The sequence below is a fragment of the Microbacterium sp. Root553 genome, assembly GCF_001426995.1.
Taxonomy (GTDB): domain Bacteria; phylum Actinomycetota; class Actinomycetes; order Actinomycetales; family Microbacteriaceae; genus Microbacterium.
Window position 1 is genome coordinate 1993437 of record NZ_LMFY01000001.1, and the last position, 19197, is coordinate 2012633.

A 19197-nucleotide genomic window follows, 5' to 3' on the forward strand; every position below is an offset into this window, starting at 1 on the left:
CGGCGCCTCGGCGGCGCATCAGTGGTCGTGGCCGCCGAAGTCCCAGGGTTCGCGGCCCACGTACTCCGCCGCGGCGCGGAAGACTGCGCTCTCGATCGCCATCTTGCGGTGCGCGACGTCGTCGTGTCCGGGAGGCAGCAGGCGTTCGATCGGAAGTCGGAACAGCACGATCCGCTGCTGCTGATGATCCAGGTGCCAGCGGGGCACCTCGTCGGTCGCGTCGAAGTCCGGCATCCCGCCGATCTCGAATCTCACTTCCTGAAGCTCGGGCCAGGTTCCGCGCAGGAACTCCACCGCGGTGCCGACCGTGAGGTCGAAGCGATCGATGCGGCCGTCGAGCGGGGCGAGGGGAGGGCGCACGGCCTCGCTGCGGCCCACGCGGCCGTGCCGTCCGTGCCGAGCCCCACGGCGCGGCGAGTCGGAGGTGCGGGGGCGACGGGGCATAGCGAAAGTCTAAGCCGAGTCTGCGAGCGGCGGCGGCGCGGCATCCGGACGAGCTCCGTTCGGCGACGTAGCCTGGCGGAGATGAACGGACGACTCTGCTCGAAGGTCGGCTGCGCGCGAGAAGCCGTGGCGACGATCACCTACGACTACGGCGACCAGATGGCCGCGCTCGGCCCTCTGGGGCTCGCGGGGCATCCGCACTCGCACGATCTCTGCGCTCCCCATGCCGATCGCCTCTCGGTGCCCTCCGGCTGGATCGTCGTGCGGCACGAGGCTCTGCGGGCCTGATCCTCCTGGACGCGTCCGGGGCCGATCCGGGCGCGCCGGACACGACTCCGCGCTGCGGTCGGGAGAGGCCTCCTCAGACGCCCACGCGCCGTCCTGTGAGCTTCTCTGCTCGACGGTCGGCGTTCTGCAGGGCGCGGCCCTCGCGCTCCCTGCGGAGGACCGTGATCCCGACCAGCACGATCTCCGGCGCCTCCGGGGGCAGGGGGGAGACGAACGGTGCGGCCTCGGTGAGCAGGTCCTGCGCGACGCGTGCGCGGGCCGCGGGGACCATGCGGGGTGCGCTCTGCAGGAACTGCGAGATGCGCCGGGCGAGCCGGTCGGGGAGCCTCGCCACGTCGGCGATCTGCGCCCACCCTGCCAGCATCGGCGGCAGTACGGGAACGCTCGCGACGAGTGTGGGCGTGCGCACCCGCTGGCTGTACGTGCCCGCGACCATGTCGCCCAGCCGCTGCGATCGAGCGCTGAACGCCCCCGCCAGGACGGCGACGCTTCCCAGGGTCAGATAGATCTCCAGCACGCCGAGGAGCGCACGGATGAACGCGTGGCGGAACCCGGTCGCCCCGCCGTCGATGCGCACGATCCGCCCGCCCACGGCGAGCTTGCCGAGGCTGCGGCCCTTGAGGGCGACCTCCATGGCGATCGGCAGGACGACGAAGCTGATCACGATCGACACGACCGTCGCGATGCGATCCGTCGCCTCGTCCAGCAGCCCCAGATTGAGCAGCCAGATCCGCAGGAACACGGTCAGGAGAAAGACTCCGAGTCCGAGGAGCAGGTCGATGATCGCTCCGGCCGCCCTCAGGACGAAGCCCACCGGCTGCACGTCGATCGCGACGGCTTCGCCGGAGAGCACCTCGTCGGAGGCATCGAGCGGGGCAGACATGAGTACAGTAAATCAGGTGGATGCCGATGCGCTGACAGATGCACGCCGCGCCGAGTGGGAGCGGCTGGAGCAACTGAGCCGCGCGCGCCTCGACGGAGCCGGCGTCGATGAGCTGATCGTGCGCTACCGCGCGGCATCCGCTGATCTCGCCGAGCTCAAGACCTCGGTGGGAGAGTCGCCGCAGGGCGCGTACCTGTCGACGATCCTGGTGCGGGCGCGTCTGCGCCTCACCGGCGCCTCCGACAGCATCCTCACCCAGACCGCCCGCTTCTTCTCGTCGCAGCTGCCGGCGGCGCTGTACCGGCTGCGCTGGACCACTCTGATCATCGCGGTGTCCTTCATCGCCGTCGTCGTCGGCACGGCCGCCTGGATATCCTCCGACCCCGCCCTCATCGCGACCCTCGGGCCGCCCGACATGCTCCAGCAGTACGCCGACGAGAGCTTCACCGGCTACTACACCGATAACCCGGCCGCCGTGTTCATGGGGATGGTCTGGACGAACAACGCCTGGATCGCCCTGCAGTGCGTGCTGTTCGGGATCACCGGGCTGTGGCCGATCCAGGTGCTCGTGCAGAACGCGATGGGCCTCGGGGTCTCGGGAGCCGTCATGGTCGCCCACGACAAGGTCGACGTGATGATCCTCTACATCCTCCCGCACGGGCTCCTCGAGATGACGTCGATCTTCGTCGCAGCGGCTGCAGGACTGCATCTGTTCTGGTCCTGGGTCGCGCCGGGGCACCGTTCCCGGGGCGAGTCGCTGGCTGCAGAAGGACGCGCACTGGCGACGGTCGCGATCGGGTTGGTGTTCTCGTTGTTCGCATCCGGACTGATCGAGGGTTTCATCACAGGGTGGGCCCTGCCCTGGCCGCTCAAGATCGGCATCGGGGCCGCGGCGCTCGGTGCCTTCCTGATCTACATGGTCGTCATCGGAGGTCGTGCGCACCGCCGCGGCGAGACGGGCGACCTCATCGAGTACGAGGCGGGGACGCCCCGACTGCTCGCGGGCTGAGCGCGCGGACCCCGCGTCAGTCCGTGCTCACAGAAGACACCGTGATCACAGACGAAACCGTGCTCACAGACGGGACCGTGATCACAGAAGACACCGTGATCACAGACGGGACCGTGCTCACAGACGCCCGGCGGCCTTGAGCTCCAGGTAGCGGTCGGCGATCCTCGGAGGCAGGGTCTCGGGGTCGGCGGCGATCGCCTCGCCACCGGCGCGACGCACGGCATCCGCCACGTTCTCGGCATCGCGCATCGTGCGCTCGGCCGCGGCCGCGAGGTAGATCTCCTCACGGGAGCCGCGTCTCTGCGCGAGGTCGGCGATGCCGTCGTCCGTCACGGATCCGACGAGGATGGAGGTGGCCCTCGTGGCATCGGGGAAGGCCCCGAGGAACCCGCGTGCCGACTCCGCGGCGTCCTGTGCGGTGAGTACGACGATCAGCGCGGGGCGGGTGGTGAGAGTGCGCACGGCCGCGAACGCGCCGGGCCAGTCGGTGTCGACCAGACGCGCGTGCACGGGCGCCATGGCGTCGGTGAGTGCGGGAAGCAGCGCCGAGCCGTCGACGCCGGTGACGCGCGCGCGGACCACACGGTCGTACATCAGCAGGTGCACGTGGTCACCGGCACGTGCCGCGAGGGCCGCGAGCAGCAACGACGCCTCCAGTGCCGCGTCCACCCTCGTCCCGTCGCCCACGCGGGCCGCGGCCGTGCGCCCGGTGTCGATGATGATCACCACGTGTCGGTCGCGCTCAGGACGCCAGGTGCGCAGCATCGTGGTCCCGGCCCGTGCGGTCGCTCGCCAGTCGATCGAGCGCACGTCGTCGCCGCGCACGTACTCGCGCAGCGAATCGAACTCCGTGCCCTGGCCGCGCACCTGGATGCTCGTGTTGCCGTCGAGCTCGCGCAGACGGGCCAGACGCGACGGCAGGTGCTTGCGCGAGGTGAAGGCCGGCAGCACCCGGATCGTGCCGCGCACTCGGTGGCGGGCCTGTCGGCCGGCGAGCCCGAGCGGTCCCTGCGAGCGGATCATCACGAACTCGCTGGACAGCTCGCCACGACGGCGGGGGAGGAGCGGGATCGCGACGCGACGTCGTTCCCCCGGCGGCACGATGAGCCGCTGTCGGCCCTCGTCTGCGCCGGCCGTGGGCTGCCACGCGTCGCGGATCAGTGCATGCAGGGTGCGAGAGCCGAGGTTCTGCAGCGCGACGCTCACCGGCACCGGCTCGCCGAGTCGCGTACGCGTCGGTACGCGTCTGGTCACGACGACCGTGCGCGGGCTGGGCGCTGTGAGCACGTCCACGACCAGCAGCAGGATGCACAGCCCCACCCAGATGCCGAGAGCGGCGTATGCGGGATAGCCCGCGAGCCCGGCGAGCACGACGGGAACGATGCCGACGGCGACGGCGAGCGCGAGACGACCGGTGACGAACACCTAGATCGGCACCCTCGTCTGCTGCACGACCGAGGTCAGCACGGCATCCGCCGACACGCCCTCCATCTGCGCATCCGGCCGCAGCTGCAGTCGATGACGCCAGACCGGCACCAGCATCGTCTGCACGTGGTCGGGGGTGACCGCCGACGAGGCGTTGAGCCAGGCCCAGGCCTTCGCGGCTGCGAGCAGGCCGGTCGACGCGCGCGGGCTCGCGCCCAGCTCGACCGACGGCGACTGCCGCGTGGCTCTGGCGAGGTCGACGACGTATCCGAGCACATCGTCGGTCACCTCGACCCTGCCCGCGGCGGCCTGGGCGGCACGGATCTCGTCCGCCGACACCGTGGCCTCGACACCCGTCAGCTCGCGGGGCGAGAACCCGGAGGCGTGCTTGCGCAGCACGGAGACCTCGGCGTCGCGCTCCGGCATCCCGACGACGAGCTTCATCAGGAAGCGGTCCAGCTGCGCCTCGGGCAGGGAGTAGGTGCCCTCGTGCTCGATCGGGTTCTGGGTCGCGGCGACGAGGAAGGGATCGGGCAGCGGGCGGCTCATGCCGTCAGCCGAGACCTGCCGCTCCTCCATCGCCTCCAGCAGTGCCGCCTGCGTCTTCGGGGGTGTGCGGTTGATCTCGTCGGCGAGCAGGATGTTGGTGAACACCGGCCCCGCGCGGAAGTCGAACTCGCCGGTGCGGGCGTCGTACACGAGCGAGCCGGTGACGTCGCCCGGCATGAGGTCGGGGGTGAACTGCACGCGCTTGGTGTCGAGGCCGAGGGCCCGGGCGAACGAGCGGACCACGAGGGTCTTGGCGACACCGGGCACGCCCTCGAGCAGGACGTGACCGCGAGCGAGCAGCGAGACCAGCAGTCCGGTGACGGTGCCCGCCTGGCCGACCACGGCCTTGTCGACCTCGATGCGCACGCGGTGCATGGCCTGACGCAGTTCGGCGTCGGTGGAGTTCTCAGCGGTCACGTGGTGTCCTCGGCTTCCGTAGCGGTGAAGGGATGGCGGTCACGGGGGTTCGAGCGCTCACTCGTCCCTCCGCTCGATGAGGGTGGAGGCGTCGACGGCCTGCTCCAGCTCGCCCAGGCGCCGAGCCAGGTCGATCAGGGTGGGATCGTCGGCGGGCAGCGGACCCGCGAGCAGCTCGTGCAGCGAGCCGCGCGGGATGCGGAGTCGGTCGGATGCCGCGTCGGCGATCTCCTCGGGCGTCGCGGTCACGGCCAGCCCGAGTCGTCGTGCGAGCCGGCGCCTGCTGCCGTCGCGGATCGCCTCGGAGGCGTGCACGGCGTCGCCCGCCTTCGCGGTCAGCCGCGCGCGCCCGTGCATCGTCTCGGAGGCGCGCACCGTGACCGGCAGCGTCTCCGACACGAGCGGACCGAAGCGCTGGCCGCGCCACAGTGCGGCGGCGAGGCCGGCGATCATCAGCAGGAGGATGGCGGGCGTCACCCATCCCGGCGTGAGCGAGCCGAGCGTGTCGGGCGTCTCGCCCTCGATGTCCGTGTCGCCGAAGCTCGGCACGTACCAGACGACACGATCGGTCTGTCCCAGAAGAGCGACGCCGAGGGCGGCGTTGCCGTCGTCGGCGAGATAGGCGTTGCTGAACAGTCGGGCGCCCTCGACGAGGATCCGCGTCGCGTCGGCATCGTCGTCGATGAGCACAGCGGACGCGTCGGTTCCGAAGCACCCTTCGACACCGTCGGCGGGGGTGAACAGCCGATCGGGGCGGATCGTGCCGACATCCGCGAACTCGGCGGCATCGCACCCCGCCGCCACGGGCGCGGAGTCGGGAGTGGCGTTCGCTCCGAGTTCGAACAGGTTCAGCAGGTGCGTGCTGCTGGAGAGGAAGACCACGCGGCCTGCGGGCTCGACGAGGTCGGCGATCCCCTCGTCGCTCAGCGTGTACGGATTGGCCATCACCAGAGTGGTGTCGGCGTCGAGCGCGGCACGTGCCTCGGTCCTCGAGCGGAAGACCGACACCTCCACACCCTGCTGCTCGAGGATCTGCGCGAGGGCCATGGCGCCCGAGTCTCCCACGCTCTCGGGGTCGAGGGCGCCGCGCTGGTCCGGCATCCGGACGCCCACCTGGATCGCGACGAAGACGCCGCCGAGGACGAGGGCGGCGACGATCAGCCATCCGATCAGCGATTTCAGGCGTCGGCGGCGGTGCGGCTGCTCGGCCGTCGACGAATCGGCGACCTCCGGGCCGCTCGCATCCCGCTCGGTGACCACGCTGTGGTCGATCACGCTCATGCGGGCACCAGGTCGGGGCGCAGGGAGCTGAGCCGCTCATCGGTCGCGGCGAGCTCGGCGTAGCGCTCGGCGGTCGCCGGATGCCGCAGATACCGCACATCGTCGAACGAGACCGCGGCGCGACGCACCGGGTCGATCTCGAGCGGGAAGACGGAGGCGACCTCCCGGGCGATGGCCTGGGCCGTGGCACCGGGAGACGGGTCGATGAGGTCGCGCTCCAGCAGACCTCTCGCCAGCGCGCGGAATCGGAGGATGGTCGCCTCGTCCCAGTCCTGGGCGCGGGCGGCGCGGTCGGCGTCGGTGCGGAGTTGGGTCGCCGACCGATCGTCCCCGGCGCCGAGCAGACCGCCCCGGAGCGCGCGGACCGATTGCGAGCGCCGCGGGCGGCCCCAGATGATCAGAGCGGCGACGAGCGCGCCGAAGACGATGATGCTGACGATGATCAGAGCCGAGGGTCCGACGCTCGCGCCGTTGTCAGCGCTGAAGAGATCGGCCAGGAACCGGCCGATGTCCCGGGCGATGAGATCGAACCAGGTCGGCTTCGCGTCCGCGTAGCGGGGATCCGCGAGCTCCTGCTCGGCCCACCGCCGCGCCTCGTCGCCGTCCGGCACGCGCACATCGTCGAGGAGGCGGATCATGCCGGCCCCTCACCTCCGGTGCCGGGGGCCGCCCAGGTCGACTCCGCGCTCGCCGCGTGTGGGGCAGGCGGCGCGGCGGGAGCGGGAGGGGGAGTGGACGGCGTGGAGTACGGCGGCTGTGCCGGGTACTGCTGCGGCTGCTGTGCGGGGTACTGCTGCTGTGCCGGGTATTGCTGCGGCTGCTGCGCGGGGTACGGCTGCGCGGGGTACTGCTGCTGTGCCGGATAGGGCTGCGCCGGGTACTGCTGCTGCGCCGGGTACTGCTGCTGCGCAGGGTAGGGCTGACCCGGGTACCCCTGCGTCCCGTAGCCGGCGCTCATCATCGCCCACTCCGGCACCTGCTTCGGCGGGGGCGCGCTCGTCACGGCCTTCGACGGGTCGATCACGAACGGATCGCCCAGCTGCTCCTCGGTCCACCCGAGATCGCGGCGCTCGACGTGGCCGATCAGGGCCTGGTCGAGGCCCTCGTATCGCATCCGGCTGTCGAGGTAGACGAGCGTGCCTGCGGTGCTCTGCACGACGAGCGTGATCGCCTGCAGGACCAGCAGAAGGATCTGCGGGGCGAGCAGGGCGAAGACGAACCCCATGATCGCGCCGGTGTCGGCGGATCCGGTCGGAGCGATCACGGTGCTGAACATCGAGCCCAGCAGCGTCGCCGGCAGGTTCACCAGCTGCATCGCGACGCCCATGATCGCGCCGATCAGGAAGGTGACGCCCCAGGCGGTCCAGAACCGGCCGCGGGTGAGGCGCCAGGATCGCACGAACGCCTCGCGGAACGTCGCCCGCTCGAGCACCAGGACCGAGGGCACGAGCAGCAGCTTGGTCGTGAGCCACACCACCAGCGGGATGGTCGCGAGGATCAGCACGACCACGAGGATGACGATGCCACCGATCGCCTCGACCGAGTTCCCCAGACCCCCGGCGACGAATCCGGCGATGATGAGGAACAGGATCACGATCACGCCGAAGACGAAGACGACCGAGAGGGACGCGAAGCCGGCCAGCCGCCAGAACGACGGGATCATCCGTCGCCAGAGCGTGCCGAGCCCGGCCTTCACCCCGATCGCGGCGAAGCCGATCTCGGCGGCCACCACTCCCTGCATGAGAGCGGTGAAGGCGATGGAGGCGATGCCCACGGCGAGCCCGGCCACGAGATTCATGGCGATGGTCCCCGCGAACACTGCCTCGAAATCCGCGGAGGAGGGGGAGAGAGACTCCAGGCGCGTGAAGGTCGTGACGAACACGAACCCCATCACGGTGGCGCTGAGCGCCACGACCGCGAGCTGGATCACGACCCCGAAGCCGAAGAGCACCTTCGGGTTGTGGCGCAGCGCCGCGAACGACCTGCTCAGCAGCATCCCGAAGGTCAGCGGATGCAGGGGGATGATGCCCCTCTTCGGGGCAGGGGTCCACGTCTGGCCGCTCACCGGCACTCCCTCCGTCGTGCGCTCCCATCGTGTCACACCCGCCGTCGGACGCGCAGACGGAGGTCGGTGGGACTGAGTGCCATAAGGTAACAGTTATGACCTCACGCATTCTTGTGGTCGACGATGACACCGCGCTCGCCGAGATGATCGGCATCGTGCTGCGCACGGAGGGCTTCGAGCCGGTGTTCTGCGCCGACGGAGCGCGGGCCGTCGAGGAGTGGCGCACGCAGCGTCCCGACCTCGTGCTGCTCGACCTGATGCTCCCCGGCATGGACGGCATCGAGATCTGCACGCGGATCCGGGCCGAATCCGGAGTCCCCGTCATCATGCTCACCGCCCGCAGCGACACCGCCGACGTGGTGCGCGGCCTGGAGGTCGGGGCCGACGATTACATCGTGAAGCCCTTCAATCCGAAGGAGCTCGTCGCCCGCATCCGCACCAGGCTCCGCCCCACTCCGCAGACGGTCGGCGAACAGCTGCGCGTGGGCGATCTCACCGTCGACGTCGATGCGCACGAGGTGCGGCGCGGCACGGCGCCGATCGCTCTGACCCCGCTGGAGTTCCAGCTGCTCGTCGCCCTCGCGTCCAAGCCGCAGCAGGTCTTCTCCCGCGAGATGCTCCTCGAGCAGGTGTGGGGCTACCACTACAAGGCGGACACCCGCCTGGTCAACGTGCACGTCCAGCGTCTGAGGGCCAAGGTCGAGCTCGATCCCGACAATCCCAAGATCGTCATGACGGTGCGCGGCGTGGGTTACCGCGCCGGGAGCGCGGGATAGGACGACGATGGCCGCGCCCACAGCGACCACCACGGCGGTCGCTGTCATCCGCGACTGGCGAGGCTGGCCGTCGGTCGTCAGCGCGCTGTGGCGGAGTTCGCTGCGATTCCGCACGCTGACGGTCACTCTGCTCCTCACGTCCACGGCGATCCTGATCACCTGCGTCACCATGGCCCTGGTCATCCAGAACGATCTCTTCGAGTCCCGCAAGACGGAGGCGCTCGAAGACGCGGCCCGCGCCGTGAACCTGGCGCAGGTGACCCTGGACTCCGCAGCCCTCGGCGATGAGCCCGCCGCACTGCAGGAACTCTGGGACAGCGTGCAGGCAGATCTCCGGCGCTACTCGACGGCAGAGGGCTTCGCCGGCATCCGGATGAACGACGACCCCGATGCCGTCGCACTGAACGGGTTCTCGGCGGGGTTGAGCGCCAACATCATCAGCACAGGTCTGAGCAACAGGGTCGTGCAGTTCGACGACCGCCAATCCTGGCAGTCGGTGGGGCTCGATGTCGCCGGCCGGGTCGTCCCGGGAATCATCGTCGGCCAGCAGCTGCAGGTGCCTGAGGCGGGATCCTTCCAGCTCTACTTCGCGTACGACCTCGCCGATGCCGACAACACCCTCACCTTCGTGCAGCGGACGCTGTGGATCGCCGGGATCGGACTCGTCGCCATCGTCGCAGCGATCTCGTTCATCGTGCTGCGCACCGTGTCGACCCCGATCGTCGAGGCCGCCGAGACCAGCGCCCGACTCGCGTCGGGCGACCTTGCGGTGCGCATCGACGTGCACGGAGAAGACGAGATCGCGACCCTCGGTCGGTCGTTCAACGCGATGGCCGACAGCATCGAGTCCCAGATCAAGGAGCTAGGCGAGCTCTCGCTCGTGCAGCAGCGATTCGTGTCCGACGTCTCGCACGAGCTGCGGACGCCGCTCACGACGATCCGGCTCGCGGCCGACATGCTCAACGACCAGCGCGGGGAGTTCGATCCGACCACCGCCCGGACGACCGAGCTGCTGCACACCCAGGTGCAGCGTTTCGAGACGCTGCTGTCCGACCTGCTGGAGATCAGCCGCTACGACGCGGGGTCCGTGCAGTTGGAGCTCGAGGCCACGAGCCTCGCGCATCTCGCGGAGGACATCATCGAGCAGATGCAGCCGCTCGCGGACGGACGAGGCACCGAGCTGCGTCTGGTCGCGCCTGGCGGCTACTCTCCGGTGGACATGGATCCGCGTCGCGTGCGCCGGGTGCTGCGCAACCTGATCGGCAACGCGATCGAGCACGGCGAGGGGCGCCCGGTCGTGGTGACCGTCGACAGCAATCAGCATGCCGTCGCCGCAGGGGTGCGCGACTTCGGGCTCGGCATGGAACCGGCGGATGCCGAGCGGGTGTTCGACCGCTTCTGGCGGGCGGATCCCTCGCGTCAGCGCACGATCGGCGGCACGGGTCTCGGGCTCTCCATCGCGCTCGGCGACGCGACCCTGCACGGCGGCAGTCTCGCGGTGTGGTCCGAGCTCGGGGTCGGCACGAACTTCGTGCTCACGCTGCCGCGCCGCGGCGACGCGTCAGAGGGGCCGTCGCCGATCTCGACGGAGCCGCAGGATTCGCTGTCCGAGATCGGCGACGCGACCCAGCCGATCCATCTCGCCGACATCCCGGCCGAGCTCTTCGACCGAGGGAGCATCGAATGATGCGTCGGACCCGCCGTATCCTGCGCGGCCTCGCCATCGCGACGACCGTGCTGATGCTGACCGCGTGCACGGGGCTGCCCACGTCCGGCGACGCCCAGCCCGGGCTCGCCCTCGGGGCATCCCCGGAGGACCCCGACTTCCTCCCTCTCGCCTCGGGCCCTGCGGACGGCGCCGCTCCGGCCGCGATCGTCGAGGGTTTCATGGAGGCGGCGATCACGCCGGCGGACAACTGGGACACCGCGCGCAAGTTCCTCACCCCCGACCTCGCGTCGACCTGGCGCCCGAACACCGGCGTCTCGATCGACGTGAGCGCGTCGACGCGCCTGTTCACCTCGAGTATCGAGGAGGACGACGAGCCTGCCGCCGGTGACACCGCCGACGTGCGCGTCACCTTCGATCAGCTGGCCAGCGTCGATGCGACCGGCGCATACTCGGAGTCGTTCGGAGCGTCGAACTCCGCCTTCGTGGTGGTGTTCGACGACGGGCAGTGGCGGATCTCCGAGGCGCCCGACGGCGTCGTGATCGACGAGTCCCGGTTCTCGCGCGTCTACGACGACTTCGCTCTGCAGTACTACGACCAGACCTGGGAGCGCCTGGTGCCCGACGTGCGCTGGTTCCCCCGTCGTGCCACGGTCGCCACGACGATCGCGCAGTCTCTGATCGGCGGCGCCCCCAGCCCCTGGCTCGACCCGGCGGTGCAGAGCGCGTTCCCGCAGGGCGTGCAGCTCGCGCGGGACGCCGTGCCGATCGATTCGGACCAGGTCGCGGACGTGGCACTGAATCGCGAAGCGCTGAGTCTGGATCCGAAGACCCTCGCCCGGATGCGCACGCAGCTGCAGAGCACGTTCGCCGCGGCCGGCGTGCAGATCAGCCAGGTGCGCTTCACCGTCGACGGGCGCACCCTCGAAGCCGGGGTCGTCAAGCTCGTGGAGGACCCCGCCGACACCGGGAGCATCGTGCTGCGGGACGGCGAGTTCGGAACCCTCGTGGGCAGCGAGATCACTCCCATCGCCGGCGTCACGGAGGAGATCCTCGCCGTGACGCAGCCGATCTCGGCGATCGACGTGGCGCTCGACGGCACGCGTGCGGCGGTGAAACTCGCGGACGGCCACGTGTATCTCGCGGGCGAGGGACAGTTCGACGAACTGGATGAGCGCGCGAACCTCGTGCGTCCGTCGATGGACCCGTACGGCTACACCTGGTCGGTGCCCTCGAACGCCCCGGCCGCGCTGCAGGCGATCGGCAGCGAGGTGGCCCCGAACGCGATCTCCGGCGCGTGGCCCGACGCCTCCTCCGTCTCCGCCATCCGTGTCTCCGTCGACGGCGCGCGGATCGCCGCCGTCGTCGTGGTCGGCGGTGAACGGTGGATCGTCGTGTCGTCGGTGATCCGCGACGAGACGGGTATGCCCACCGAGCTGGGACCGATCGAACCTCTCGCGCAGCTGGGAGGTTCGGCGACCGCTCTCGTGTGGCTCGGTCCCGATCGCCTGGGGGTGCTCGCCGACCTCGAGGACCGCACGGTGATCACGCAGATCGTCGGTGGTACCGGCACGTCGGAGGTCGCGCCCACGGATGCCGTGTCGCTCGCGGGCGCTCGCAGCGCCTCGGGGCTGCGGGTTCTCGGTGCCGGCGGGGCCGTCTTCGCCCGCACCGGCTCGGCGTGGAGCGAGTCGATCAGCGGCGTCGCGCTCCTCGCCACGCGGGCCGGGCACTGACCGCGAGCGCACCGCTCCTGCACCGGCAGTGATCCGCGCGGACTTCTGACAGCACCCGTGCGCGAAGTCGACCGCGAGCGCAGCACCCGCGGATCCACGGCAGGATCGGCGGATGCCGTCATCCGCCGCCGCCCCCGCCGTCCGTGCCATCGACGCCGTCCGTGCCATCGGTGCCGACGTCCTCGCGCTGCTGCTCGCGGCCACGTGCGCCGGGTGCGATGCGCCGGAGACGCTGCTCTGCGCGTCCTGCCGGCAGCGCATCCGGGCGCGGCCGGTCGTCACCGGCACGACAGCCGGACTCCTCGTCCGTGCCGCGATGCCGTTCGAGTCGGTGCCCGCGCGCTGCGTGCGGCGGCTCAAGGACGAGGGCGAGACCCGGCTCGCGCACCCGTTGGGGGCTGCGCTGGGCGAGGTGCTGCGGGGCGTGCTCGAGGCCCGACCCGCAGGTGAGGTCGCGGTGGTGCCGGTTCCGAGCTCACGAGCGGCCTTCCGTCGCCGAGGCTACCGGGTCCCGGACCTCCTGATCCGTCGCGCGGGGTACACACCCCGTCGCCTTCTCTCCACCCGCCGTCCGACGGCGGATCAACGAGGGCTCGACGTCGAGAGTCGCTCGCGCAACGTGCACGGGAGCATGTGCGCGAAGGGCAGTGGCGGGCTCGCCGTGGTGCTCGTCGACGACGTCATGACCACGGGCGCCACCCTCGATGAGGCGGCGCGGGCGCTGCGGGTCGCCGGGGCGGACGTCCTGTCCGCGGTCGTACTGGCCGCCACACCACGTCACAGTGAACGGAATGCGTACGCATCGGAGACACGCAGGAAATGACCCGTGACATCCGTCGTCGTGCCGACTAGCGTGGGGGGACACAAGGCGACCACGGTCCGCCCTTGGCCGGGAGGACCGGGACAAGGAGGCAGCAATGGAAACGAGCATCGTTGGCGTCGGGGTGGGAATCACCGACCGCTTCAGAACCGTTGTCGAAGAGAAGATCGCCAAGATCCAGACGTTCGCGTCACGTGCGCAGCGATTGGACGTGAAGGTCACCCACCGGGTGTATCGCAACGGCCGTGTACCCGATGAGACCGTCGAACTCACGCTCGTGAGCAAGGGACCGGTCGTGCGGGCCGAGGCCACCGACGGCGACAAATTCGTCGCCCTCGACCTGGCGGTGGACAAGATGGCGGAGCAGCTCCGTCGAGCCAAGGAGAAGCGGGTCGACGGACGTCAGCACCCGCGCGGCGCGCATTTCGAGAAGGAGAGCGGTGCCCTGGAGGGCATCGACGTCCAGCCCGCATCCGTCGAGGTCCTTCGCGCCGTCGCGACGGGCACCGTGCCGATCCAGAACGAGGAGGACGAGGTCTACTCGCCCGTCGTCATCCGCACCAAGAGCTTCGATGCGGAGTGGATGACCGTCGAGGAGGCGGTCGATCGCATGGAGCTGGTCGGCCACGACTTCTTCCTGTTCGTCGACGTGCGCACCGACCACCCGAGCGTGGTCTACCGCCGCAAGGGCTGGGACTACGGTGTCATCGCACTCGAGACGCAGGCTCCGCCCGCCGAGGCGCTCGCCTCCTGAGAAGGACATGAGAACGGCCCGGCCCCTTCGAGGGGCCGGGCCGTTCGTTCGTCCGTTCGCGGGATGCTCAGTCGAAGATGCCGTCGAGGATGCTGCCGATCACGAGGCCGCCGAGGATTCCGGACGCGATGTCTCCGCCGCCACCGCGGCGACCGCCGCCGCTCCAGCCGCCACCGCCCCAGCCGTCGCCTCCGCCGCCCCAGCCCTGGTCCTGGGGGCGGGACGAGTCGATGTCGCGCTGGGCGAGCTGCAGAGCCTCGGAGGCGAGGTGAGCCACCCGGCGGGCGCCGGCGAGCGCCTGATCGCGCGTCTCCTCGGCCGGGAGGAGGTCGGAGAGGTCGACGCGCAGGCGCTCGGCCTCCGCGAGCCGGGTGCGGGCGTCCGCCCCGATCCAGCCGCGGTGCCCGGCGATGAGTCCGCGGGCGACGCCCAGCTGCCTGTCCGCGTCGTCGATGGCGTGCTGCACCTGCTGCAGGCTGGGCAGCGGATGCGCCTCGCGGTGCCGCGCCGTGGCGATCGCGTCGTCGAGGGCGGTGTTCGCGGCGCGGAGCTGGGAGAGCTCGGCGAAGGGGTCGCCGGGGGTGCCTGCGGGGGAGAGGGCGCTCAGGGCGTTCTGCAGCGCGGTCACCGCGGCGGCGACAGCCGGCACCTGCGGAGCGGTCCGCGCCGCGATGAGGTCGCTCCGTGAATCGGCCACGACCTCGGCGAGCGTCGACTCGGCGCGCAGTGCCTCGATCTCGAAGTCCTCCACGGCGTCGAGCAGTGCCGAAGCACGGCGCGTGGCTTCGGTCGCCGTCTCGAGAGCGAGGTTGGCCTCTTCGTTCTGCTTCGCGGCCCGGCGACGTTCCGAGACCGAGGCCCCGTGGGTCGCGAACGCGATGAGCTGCTCGGCCTCCGCCGCGCTGGCGGTGATCTGGTGCATGGCCGACTCGGCGTATCGCGACGACAGGCGTGCGACGGTCTCGTTCGTCTGCGGGATCCGGGTGCTCAGCTCGGCGGCATCCGCGCGCACCTTCGCGATGACCTCGGGAGCGCGACGGACCTTCGCGATCGATTCGGCGAGGGCGGACGTCTTCTCGTCGAGGAGGTCCTGCGCCCAGTCGCACAGCTGCACGATCCTCGCGTTGCGGGTGCGGAGCTCCTCCGGGGTGTCCGGGATCTCATCGTGATTCAGCTGGTGCAGTTGGAACGCCTCGCGCAGGTGCGTCCGCACGGCGCTCAGCGCCTTCTTCAGGTCTCCGGTGAGCTGGCCGCCGAGCTCGGCCTCGGCGAAGGAGAGCTCGTCCGAGGTGCTGCGGATCCGCTCGTCGGCCGCGACCAGCGACTGCTCGGCACGGCGTGCCAGATCGGCATCCTGTGCGGCCAGCTCTTCCTGTTCGCGCTTGCGCCTGCCCCATATTCCAGCCATAGGACCGATCCTAGTTTCCCGAGCGCCGACCCTGGCTGTGCATCCGCTTGAGGCGAACGCGGTTCAGACGAGCGCGACCGCCTCGACCCTGGCCGGCCGGCCGCGTCGAGGGCGGTCGGCCGTCAGCTCGATCGTGAGCGCGTGACGCGGATGCCGGGCGAGGCGCGCCTCGACATGATCGAGCCAGCGCAGCTCGGCGTCGGCGGTGAAGATCATCGAGTCGACCACGAGCGACCACGCCAGTCCTTCGGGGGTGTGGTCCTCGCGGGAGTCGCGCACGTTCACGAGCGTCGCGTGGTGCTGCTCGGCCGCGGCCCGTTGGATCGCGATGACCTCGGCGGCGTCGGCGCCGGGAAGCGTCGCCGCCACGGCCAGCTTGATCGCGAGTTCGTCGCGCGTGGTCCGCCCGCGCTCGATCGGCGAGGCCAGCCAGCGGTCGACGTCATCCGCCCCGGCATCGGTGATCTCCCAGTAGACGTGGCCCTGGGCATCAGCGGCGCCTCTGGCGACGAGGCCGTCGCGCTCCAGGCGCTCGAGCGTGTTGTAGATCTGTCCCACGTTGAGCGGCCAGACGGAGCCGGTGCGGCGATCGAACTCGTGGCGCAGCTGGTAGCCGTAGCAGGGGCCCTGCGCGAGGATCGCGAGCAGACTCTGTCTCACCGACATGTGGACCTCCCGGGTGTCGTGCACAAATATACATACCGGGAAATCCGACGACCCCGCGCCATGCAGACGACGCGCAGGTCACGGACCGGTAACATGGCAAGGTATGTCCGGTCGGCGCTCGACACGCGGCGCCGCCGGAACCATCCGACAGGGAGATGACATCTGTGGCCAATCCTCTTGAGAAGCTGCTGCGCGCGGGCGAAGGGCGGGTCATCCGCCGCCTGAACCAGGTGGTCAAGGCCGTGAACGCGCTGGAAGAGGACATCTCCAAGCTCACGGATGACGAACTGCGCAACGAGACCGTCGAGCTGCGGGAGCGGTTCGCCAAGGGCGAGACGCTCGATCAGCTGATGCCGGAGGCCTTCGCCGCCGTGCGTGAGGCGGCGAAGCGCACCCTGGGCATGCGCGCCTACGACGTGCAGATCATGGGCGGCGCGGCTCTCCACCTCGGCAACATCGCCGAGATGAAGACCGGTGAGGGCAAGACGCTCGTCGCCACGTTCCCCGCCTACCTCAACGCGATCGCGGGTGAGGGCGTCCACGTGATCACGGTCAATGACTTCCTCGCGAGCTACCAGGCCGAGCTCATGGGTCGCGTGTACCGCGCGCTGGGCATGACGACCGGCATCATCGTCTCGGGTCAGACCCCGGCGGTCCGCCGTGAGCAGTACGCGTGCGACATCACCTACGGCACGAACAACGAGTTCGGATTCGACTACCTGCGCGACAACATGGCGTGGCGCAAGGAAGACCTCGTGCAGCGCGAGCACTATTTCGCCATCGTCGACGAGGTCGACTCGATCCTCATCGACGAGGCGCGCACCCCGCTGATCATCTCGGGTCCCTCGTCGGGTGAGGCCAACCGCTGGTTCGCCGAGTTCGCCAAGATCGCGCGCACCCTCGAGGCGGGCGTGGACTACGAGGTCGACGAGAAGAAGCGCACCGTCGGCGTGCTCGAGCCCGGTATCGAGAAGGTCGAGGACTACCTCGGCATCGACAACCTGTACGAGTCCGCGAACACCCCGCTGATCTCGTTCCTGAACAACTCGATCAAGGCGCTCGCGCTGTTCAAGAAGGACACCGACTACGTCGTCATGAACGACGAGGTCATGATCGTCGATGAGCACACCGGCCGCATCCTGGTCGGTCGTCGCTACAACGAGGGCATCCACCAGGCGATCGAGGCGAAGGAGGCGGTTCCGGTCAAGGCCGAGAACCAGACCCTCGCGACGGTCACCCTGCAGAACTACTTCCGTCTCTACGACAAGCTCGCCGGTATGACCGGTACCGCCGAGACCGAGGCGGCCGAGTTCATGTCCACCTACAAGCTCGGCGTCATCCCGATCCCGACCAACCGGCCGATGGTGCGCAAGGACCAGTCCGACCTCGTCTACAAGAACGAGGCGGCGAAGTTCGCCCAGGTCGTGGAGGACATCGCCGAGCGTCACGCCAACGGCCAGCCGGTGCTGGTGGGAACGGTGAGCGTCGAGAAGAGCGAGTACCTCTCCCGGCTCCTCGCGAAGAAGGGCGTCAAGCACGAGGTCCTGAACGCCAAGAACCACGCGCGGGAGGCGGAGATCGTCGCCCGCGCCGGTCGGCTCGGTGCCGTGACGGTCGCGACCAACATGGCCGGTCGTGGAACCGACATCATGCTCGGTGGAAACGCCGAGTTCCTCGCCGTGCAGGATCTGAAGGGCCGCGGTCTCGACCCGGTCGAGACGCCGGAGGAGTACGAGGTCGCCTGGGACGAGGCCTACGAGGAGAAGAAGGCCGTCGTCGCCGAGGAGGCCGAGAAGGTCATCGAGGCCGGGGGACTGTACGTGCTCGGTACCGAGCGCCACGAGTCCCGACGGATCGACAACCAGCTCCGTGGTCGTTCCGGCCGTCAGGGCGATCCCGGCGAGAGCCGTTTCTACCTCAGCCTCACCGACGATCTGATGCGCCTGTTCCAGTCGGGCGCCGCCGAGGCGATCCTGGCTCGCACGAACTTCCCCGACGACGTGCCGATCGAGTCGGGTCTCGTCTCCCGCGCGATCCGCAGCGCGCAGTCGCAGGTCGAGTCCCGCAACGCCGAGATGCGCAAGAACGTCCTCAAGTACGACGACGTCCTCAACCGCCAGCGCGAGGCCATCTACGCCGATCGCCGCCACATCCTGCAGGGCGACGACATCGCCGACCGGGTGCAGCACTTCATCGAGGACGCGATCAGCGGTGTCGTTCGCGACCACACGGGCGAGGGTCACAACGAGAGCTGGGACTTCGACGCGCTCTGGACCGAGCTCAAGACCCTCTACCCGGTCAGCGTCACGATCGACGAGGTCGTCTCCGAGGCCGCGGACCGCAAGGGCGGCATCACGGCGGACGGCCTCACCCGCGAGCTGCTCTCGGATGCGAAGATCGCGTACGAGACGCGTGAGGAGTCGCTCGGCGAGGCGGCGACCCGTGAGCTCGAGCGTCGCGTGGTGCTGCAGGTGCTCGACCGCCGCTGGCGCGATCACCTGTACGAGATGGACTACCTCAAGGACGGCATCGGCCTGCGGGCGATGGCGCAGCGCGACCCGCTGATCGAGTATCAGCGCGAGGGCTACGCGATGTTCCAGTCGATGATGGGCCAGATCAAGGAGGAGTCCGTCGGCTACCTCTACAACCTCGAGGTCGAGGTGCGGCGTGCCGCAGACTCGCAGACCGCTGAGGTCGAGGCCAAGGGACTGTCCGAGGGCGGCGGCGAGCAGCGCCTCGAGTACTCCGCGGCGAACGATGCGGGCGAGGTCGAGGTGCGCGACGACCGGGGGCGGGTGCAGCAGGCCGCCACCGACAAGATGCGCCAGGCGGCCGCGGCTCGTCAGGCACCTGCGGATCAGCCCGACGCGGCACCGGCCGAACGCGGGGCGTTCGGACAGCGCACCGATGCGGCAGCACCCGCCGCGGGCAACCGCGAGCAGCGCCGCGCCCAGGGCAAGAAGAAGAAGTAGCAGCGCGAGCACGCGACTGCGCGAGCACGAATGAGGGG

Annotated in this window: 17 protein-coding genes; 8 read left to right on the plus strand and 9 right to left on the minus strand. The window is 70.0% G+C overall.

Features of this window, described 5'->3' with window-relative positions; all coding sequences use genetic code 11:
* Positions 1-18: 18 nt before the first annotated feature.
* On the minus strand, positions 19-360 hold the full coding sequence (locus ASD43_RS09195) for a metallopeptidase family protein (RefSeq protein WP_056419409.1): 342 nt from the start codon (positions 358-360) through the stop codon (positions 19-21).
* Between the two features lie 165 nt (positions 361-525).
* On the opposite strand from ASD43_RS09195, the gene ASD43_RS09200 reads away from it, so the two are divergent.
* Positions 526-732: a DUF3499 family protein gene (locus ASD43_RS09200; protein ID WP_045255456.1), complete on the plus strand. Its 207-nt coding sequence runs from the start codon at positions 526-528 to the stop codon at positions 730-732.
* A 73-nt stretch (positions 733-805) separates the two neighbouring features.
* On the opposite strand, the gene ASD43_RS09205 is transcribed toward ASD43_RS09200, so the two are convergent.
* Positions 806-1615 carry an RDD family protein gene (locus ASD43_RS09205; protein ID WP_056416424.1) on the minus strand — a complete coding sequence of 270 codons (810 nt, stop codon included), beginning with the start codon at positions 1613-1615 and terminating at the stop codon, positions 806-808.
* Positions 1616-1631: 16 nt separating this feature from the next.
* Between ASD43_RS09205 and ASD43_RS09210 the strand changes: the two genes are divergently transcribed.
* Positions 1632-2624: a stage II sporulation protein M gene (locus tag ASD43_RS09210; RefSeq protein ID WP_056416427.1), complete on the plus strand. Its 993-nt coding sequence runs from the start codon at positions 1632-1634 to the stop codon at positions 2622-2624.
* A 117-nt stretch (positions 2625-2741) separates the two neighbouring features.
* Here the strand turns inward: ASD43_RS09210 and ASD43_RS09215 are convergent, their stop codons facing one another.
* The 5 genes from ASD43_RS09215 to ASD43_RS09235 form a co-directional block, all read right to left on the minus strand.
* The gene (locus ASD43_RS09215) at positions 2742-4049 is read right to left on the minus strand and encodes a DUF58 domain-containing protein (RefSeq protein WP_056416429.1); all 1308 of its coding nucleotides are present in this window, start codon (positions 4047-4049) and stop codon (positions 2742-2744) included.
* Entirely contained in the window at positions 4050-4973 is a 924-nt protein-coding gene (locus tag ASD43_RS09220) for an AAA family ATPase (protein ID WP_149423526.1), read from the minus strand. It abuts the gene before it with no gap.
* A 99-nt stretch (positions 4974-5072) separates the two neighbouring features.
* On the minus strand, positions 5073-6296 hold the full coding sequence (locus ASD43_RS09225; protein ID WP_082539341.1) for a DUF4350 domain-containing protein: 1224 nt from the start codon (positions 6294-6296) through the stop codon (positions 5073-5075).
* A complete protein-coding gene (locus tag ASD43_RS09230) occupies positions 6293-6934 on the minus strand; it encodes a DUF4129 domain-containing protein (RefSeq protein ID WP_056416440.1) in 642 nt (213 codons plus the stop codon). The genes ASD43_RS09225 and ASD43_RS09230 overlap by 4 nt, the downstream gene beginning before the upstream one ends.
* A complete protein-coding gene (locus ASD43_RS09235) occupies positions 6931-8361 on the minus strand; it encodes a hypothetical protein (RefSeq protein ID WP_082539455.1) in 1431 nt (476 codons plus the stop codon). Before ASD43_RS09235 ends, ASD43_RS09230 begins: the two co-directional genes overlap by 4 nt.
* Positions 8362-8456: 95 nt before the next feature.
* Between ASD43_RS09235 and mtrA the strand changes: the two genes are divergently transcribed.
* From mtrA to hpf, 5 genes are all read left to right on the plus strand, one after another.
* The gene (gene mtrA, locus ASD43_RS09240; protein ID WP_056416443.1) at positions 8457-9137 is read left to right on the plus strand and encodes an MtrAB system response regulator MtrA; all 681 of its coding nucleotides are present in this window, start codon (positions 8457-8459) and stop codon (positions 9135-9137) included.
* 7 nt (positions 9138-9144) lie between these two features.
* Positions 9145-10824: an MtrAB system histidine kinase MtrB gene (mtrB, locus tag ASD43_RS09245; RefSeq protein WP_056416446.1), complete on the plus strand. Its 1680-nt coding sequence runs from the start codon at positions 9145-9147 to the stop codon at positions 10822-10824.
* Positions 10821-12539: an LpqB family beta-propeller domain-containing protein gene (locus ASD43_RS09250; protein ID WP_056416449.1), complete on the plus strand. Its 1719-nt coding sequence runs from the start codon at positions 10821-10823 to the stop codon at positions 12537-12539. Before mtrB ends, ASD43_RS09250 begins: the two co-directional genes overlap by 4 nt.
* Before the next feature lie 112 nt (positions 12540-12651).
* Positions 12652-13362 (plus strand): ComF family protein, encoded by a 711-nt coding sequence (locus ASD43_RS09255; RefSeq protein WP_056416452.1) that lies wholly within the window; start codon positions 12652-12654, stop codon positions 13360-13362.
* A gap of 94 nt (positions 13363-13456) precedes the next feature.
* Positions 13457-14113 (plus strand): ribosome hibernation-promoting factor, HPF/YfiA family, encoded by a 657-nt coding sequence (gene hpf, locus ASD43_RS09260; RefSeq protein ID WP_056416455.1) that lies wholly within the window; start codon positions 13457-13459, stop codon positions 14111-14113.
* 67 nt (positions 14114-14180) lie between these two features.
* Here the strand turns inward: hpf and ASD43_RS09265 are convergent, their stop codons facing one another.
* The gene (locus ASD43_RS09265) at positions 14181-15521 is read right to left on the minus strand and encodes a hypothetical protein (protein ID WP_056416458.1); all 1341 of its coding nucleotides are present in this window, start codon (positions 15519-15521) and stop codon (positions 14181-14183) included.
* Between the two features lie 63 nt (positions 15522-15584).
* Complete coding sequence (locus tag ASD43_RS09270) at positions 15585-16187, minus strand: PadR family transcriptional regulator (protein WP_056416461.1); 603 nt, start codon at positions 16185-16187, stop codon at positions 15585-15587.
* 164 nt (positions 16188-16351) lie between these two features.
* Between ASD43_RS09270 and secA the strand changes: the two genes are divergently transcribed.
* Positions 16352-19159: a preprotein translocase subunit SecA gene (gene secA / locus ASD43_RS09275; RefSeq protein WP_056416465.1), complete on the plus strand. Its 2808-nt coding sequence runs from the start codon at positions 16352-16354 to the stop codon at positions 19157-19159.
* Positions 19160-19197 lie beyond the last annotated feature (38 nt).

Excerpts from the sequence above, each read along its gene's own strand:
- ASD43_RS09200 (WP_045255456.1), top strand. The coding sequence starts at position 526 with ATGAACGGACGACTCTGCTCGAAGGTCGGCTGCGCGCGAGAAGCCGTG.
- ASD43_RS09205 (WP_056416424.1), bottom strand. The coding sequence starts at position 1,615 with ATGTCTGCCCCGCTCGATGCCTCCGACGAGGTGCTCTCCGGCGAAGCC.
- ASD43_RS09220 (WP_149423526.1), bottom strand. The coding sequence starts at position 4,973 with ATGCACCGCGTGCGCATCGAGGTCGACAAGGCCGTGGTCGGCCAGGCG.
- ASD43_RS09225 (WP_082539341.1), bottom strand. The coding sequence starts at position 6,296 with ATGAGCGTGATCGACCACAGCGTGGTCACCGAGCGGGATGCGAGCGGC.
- ASD43_RS09230 (WP_056416440.1), bottom strand. The coding sequence starts at position 6,934 with ATGATCCGCCTCCTCGACGATGTGCGCGTGCCGGACGGCGACGAGGCG.
- mtrA (WP_056416443.1), top strand. The coding sequence starts at position 8,457 with ATGACCTCACGCATTCTTGTGGTCGACGATGACACCGCGCTCGCCGAG.
- mtrB (WP_056416446.1), top strand. The coding sequence starts at position 9,145 with ATGGCCGCGCCCACAGCGACCACCACGGCGGTCGCTGTCATCCGCGAC.
- ASD43_RS09250 (WP_056416449.1), top strand. The coding sequence starts at position 10,821 with ATGATGCGTCGGACCCGCCGTATCCTGCGCGGCCTCGCCATCGCGACG.
- ASD43_RS09255 (WP_056416452.1), top strand. The coding sequence starts at position 12,652 with ATGCCGTCATCCGCCGCCGCCCCCGCCGTCCGTGCCATCGACGCCGTC.
- hpf (WP_056416455.1), top strand. The coding sequence starts at position 13,457 with ATGGAAACGAGCATCGTTGGCGTCGGGGTGGGAATCACCGACCGCTTC.
- ASD43_RS09265 (WP_056416458.1), bottom strand. The coding sequence starts at position 15,521 with ATGGCTGGAATATGGGGCAGGCGCAAGCGCGAACAGGAAGAGCTGGCC.
- ASD43_RS09270 (WP_056416461.1), bottom strand. The coding sequence starts at position 16,187 with ATGTCGGTGAGACAGAGTCTGCTCGCGATCCTCGCGCAGGGCCCCTGC.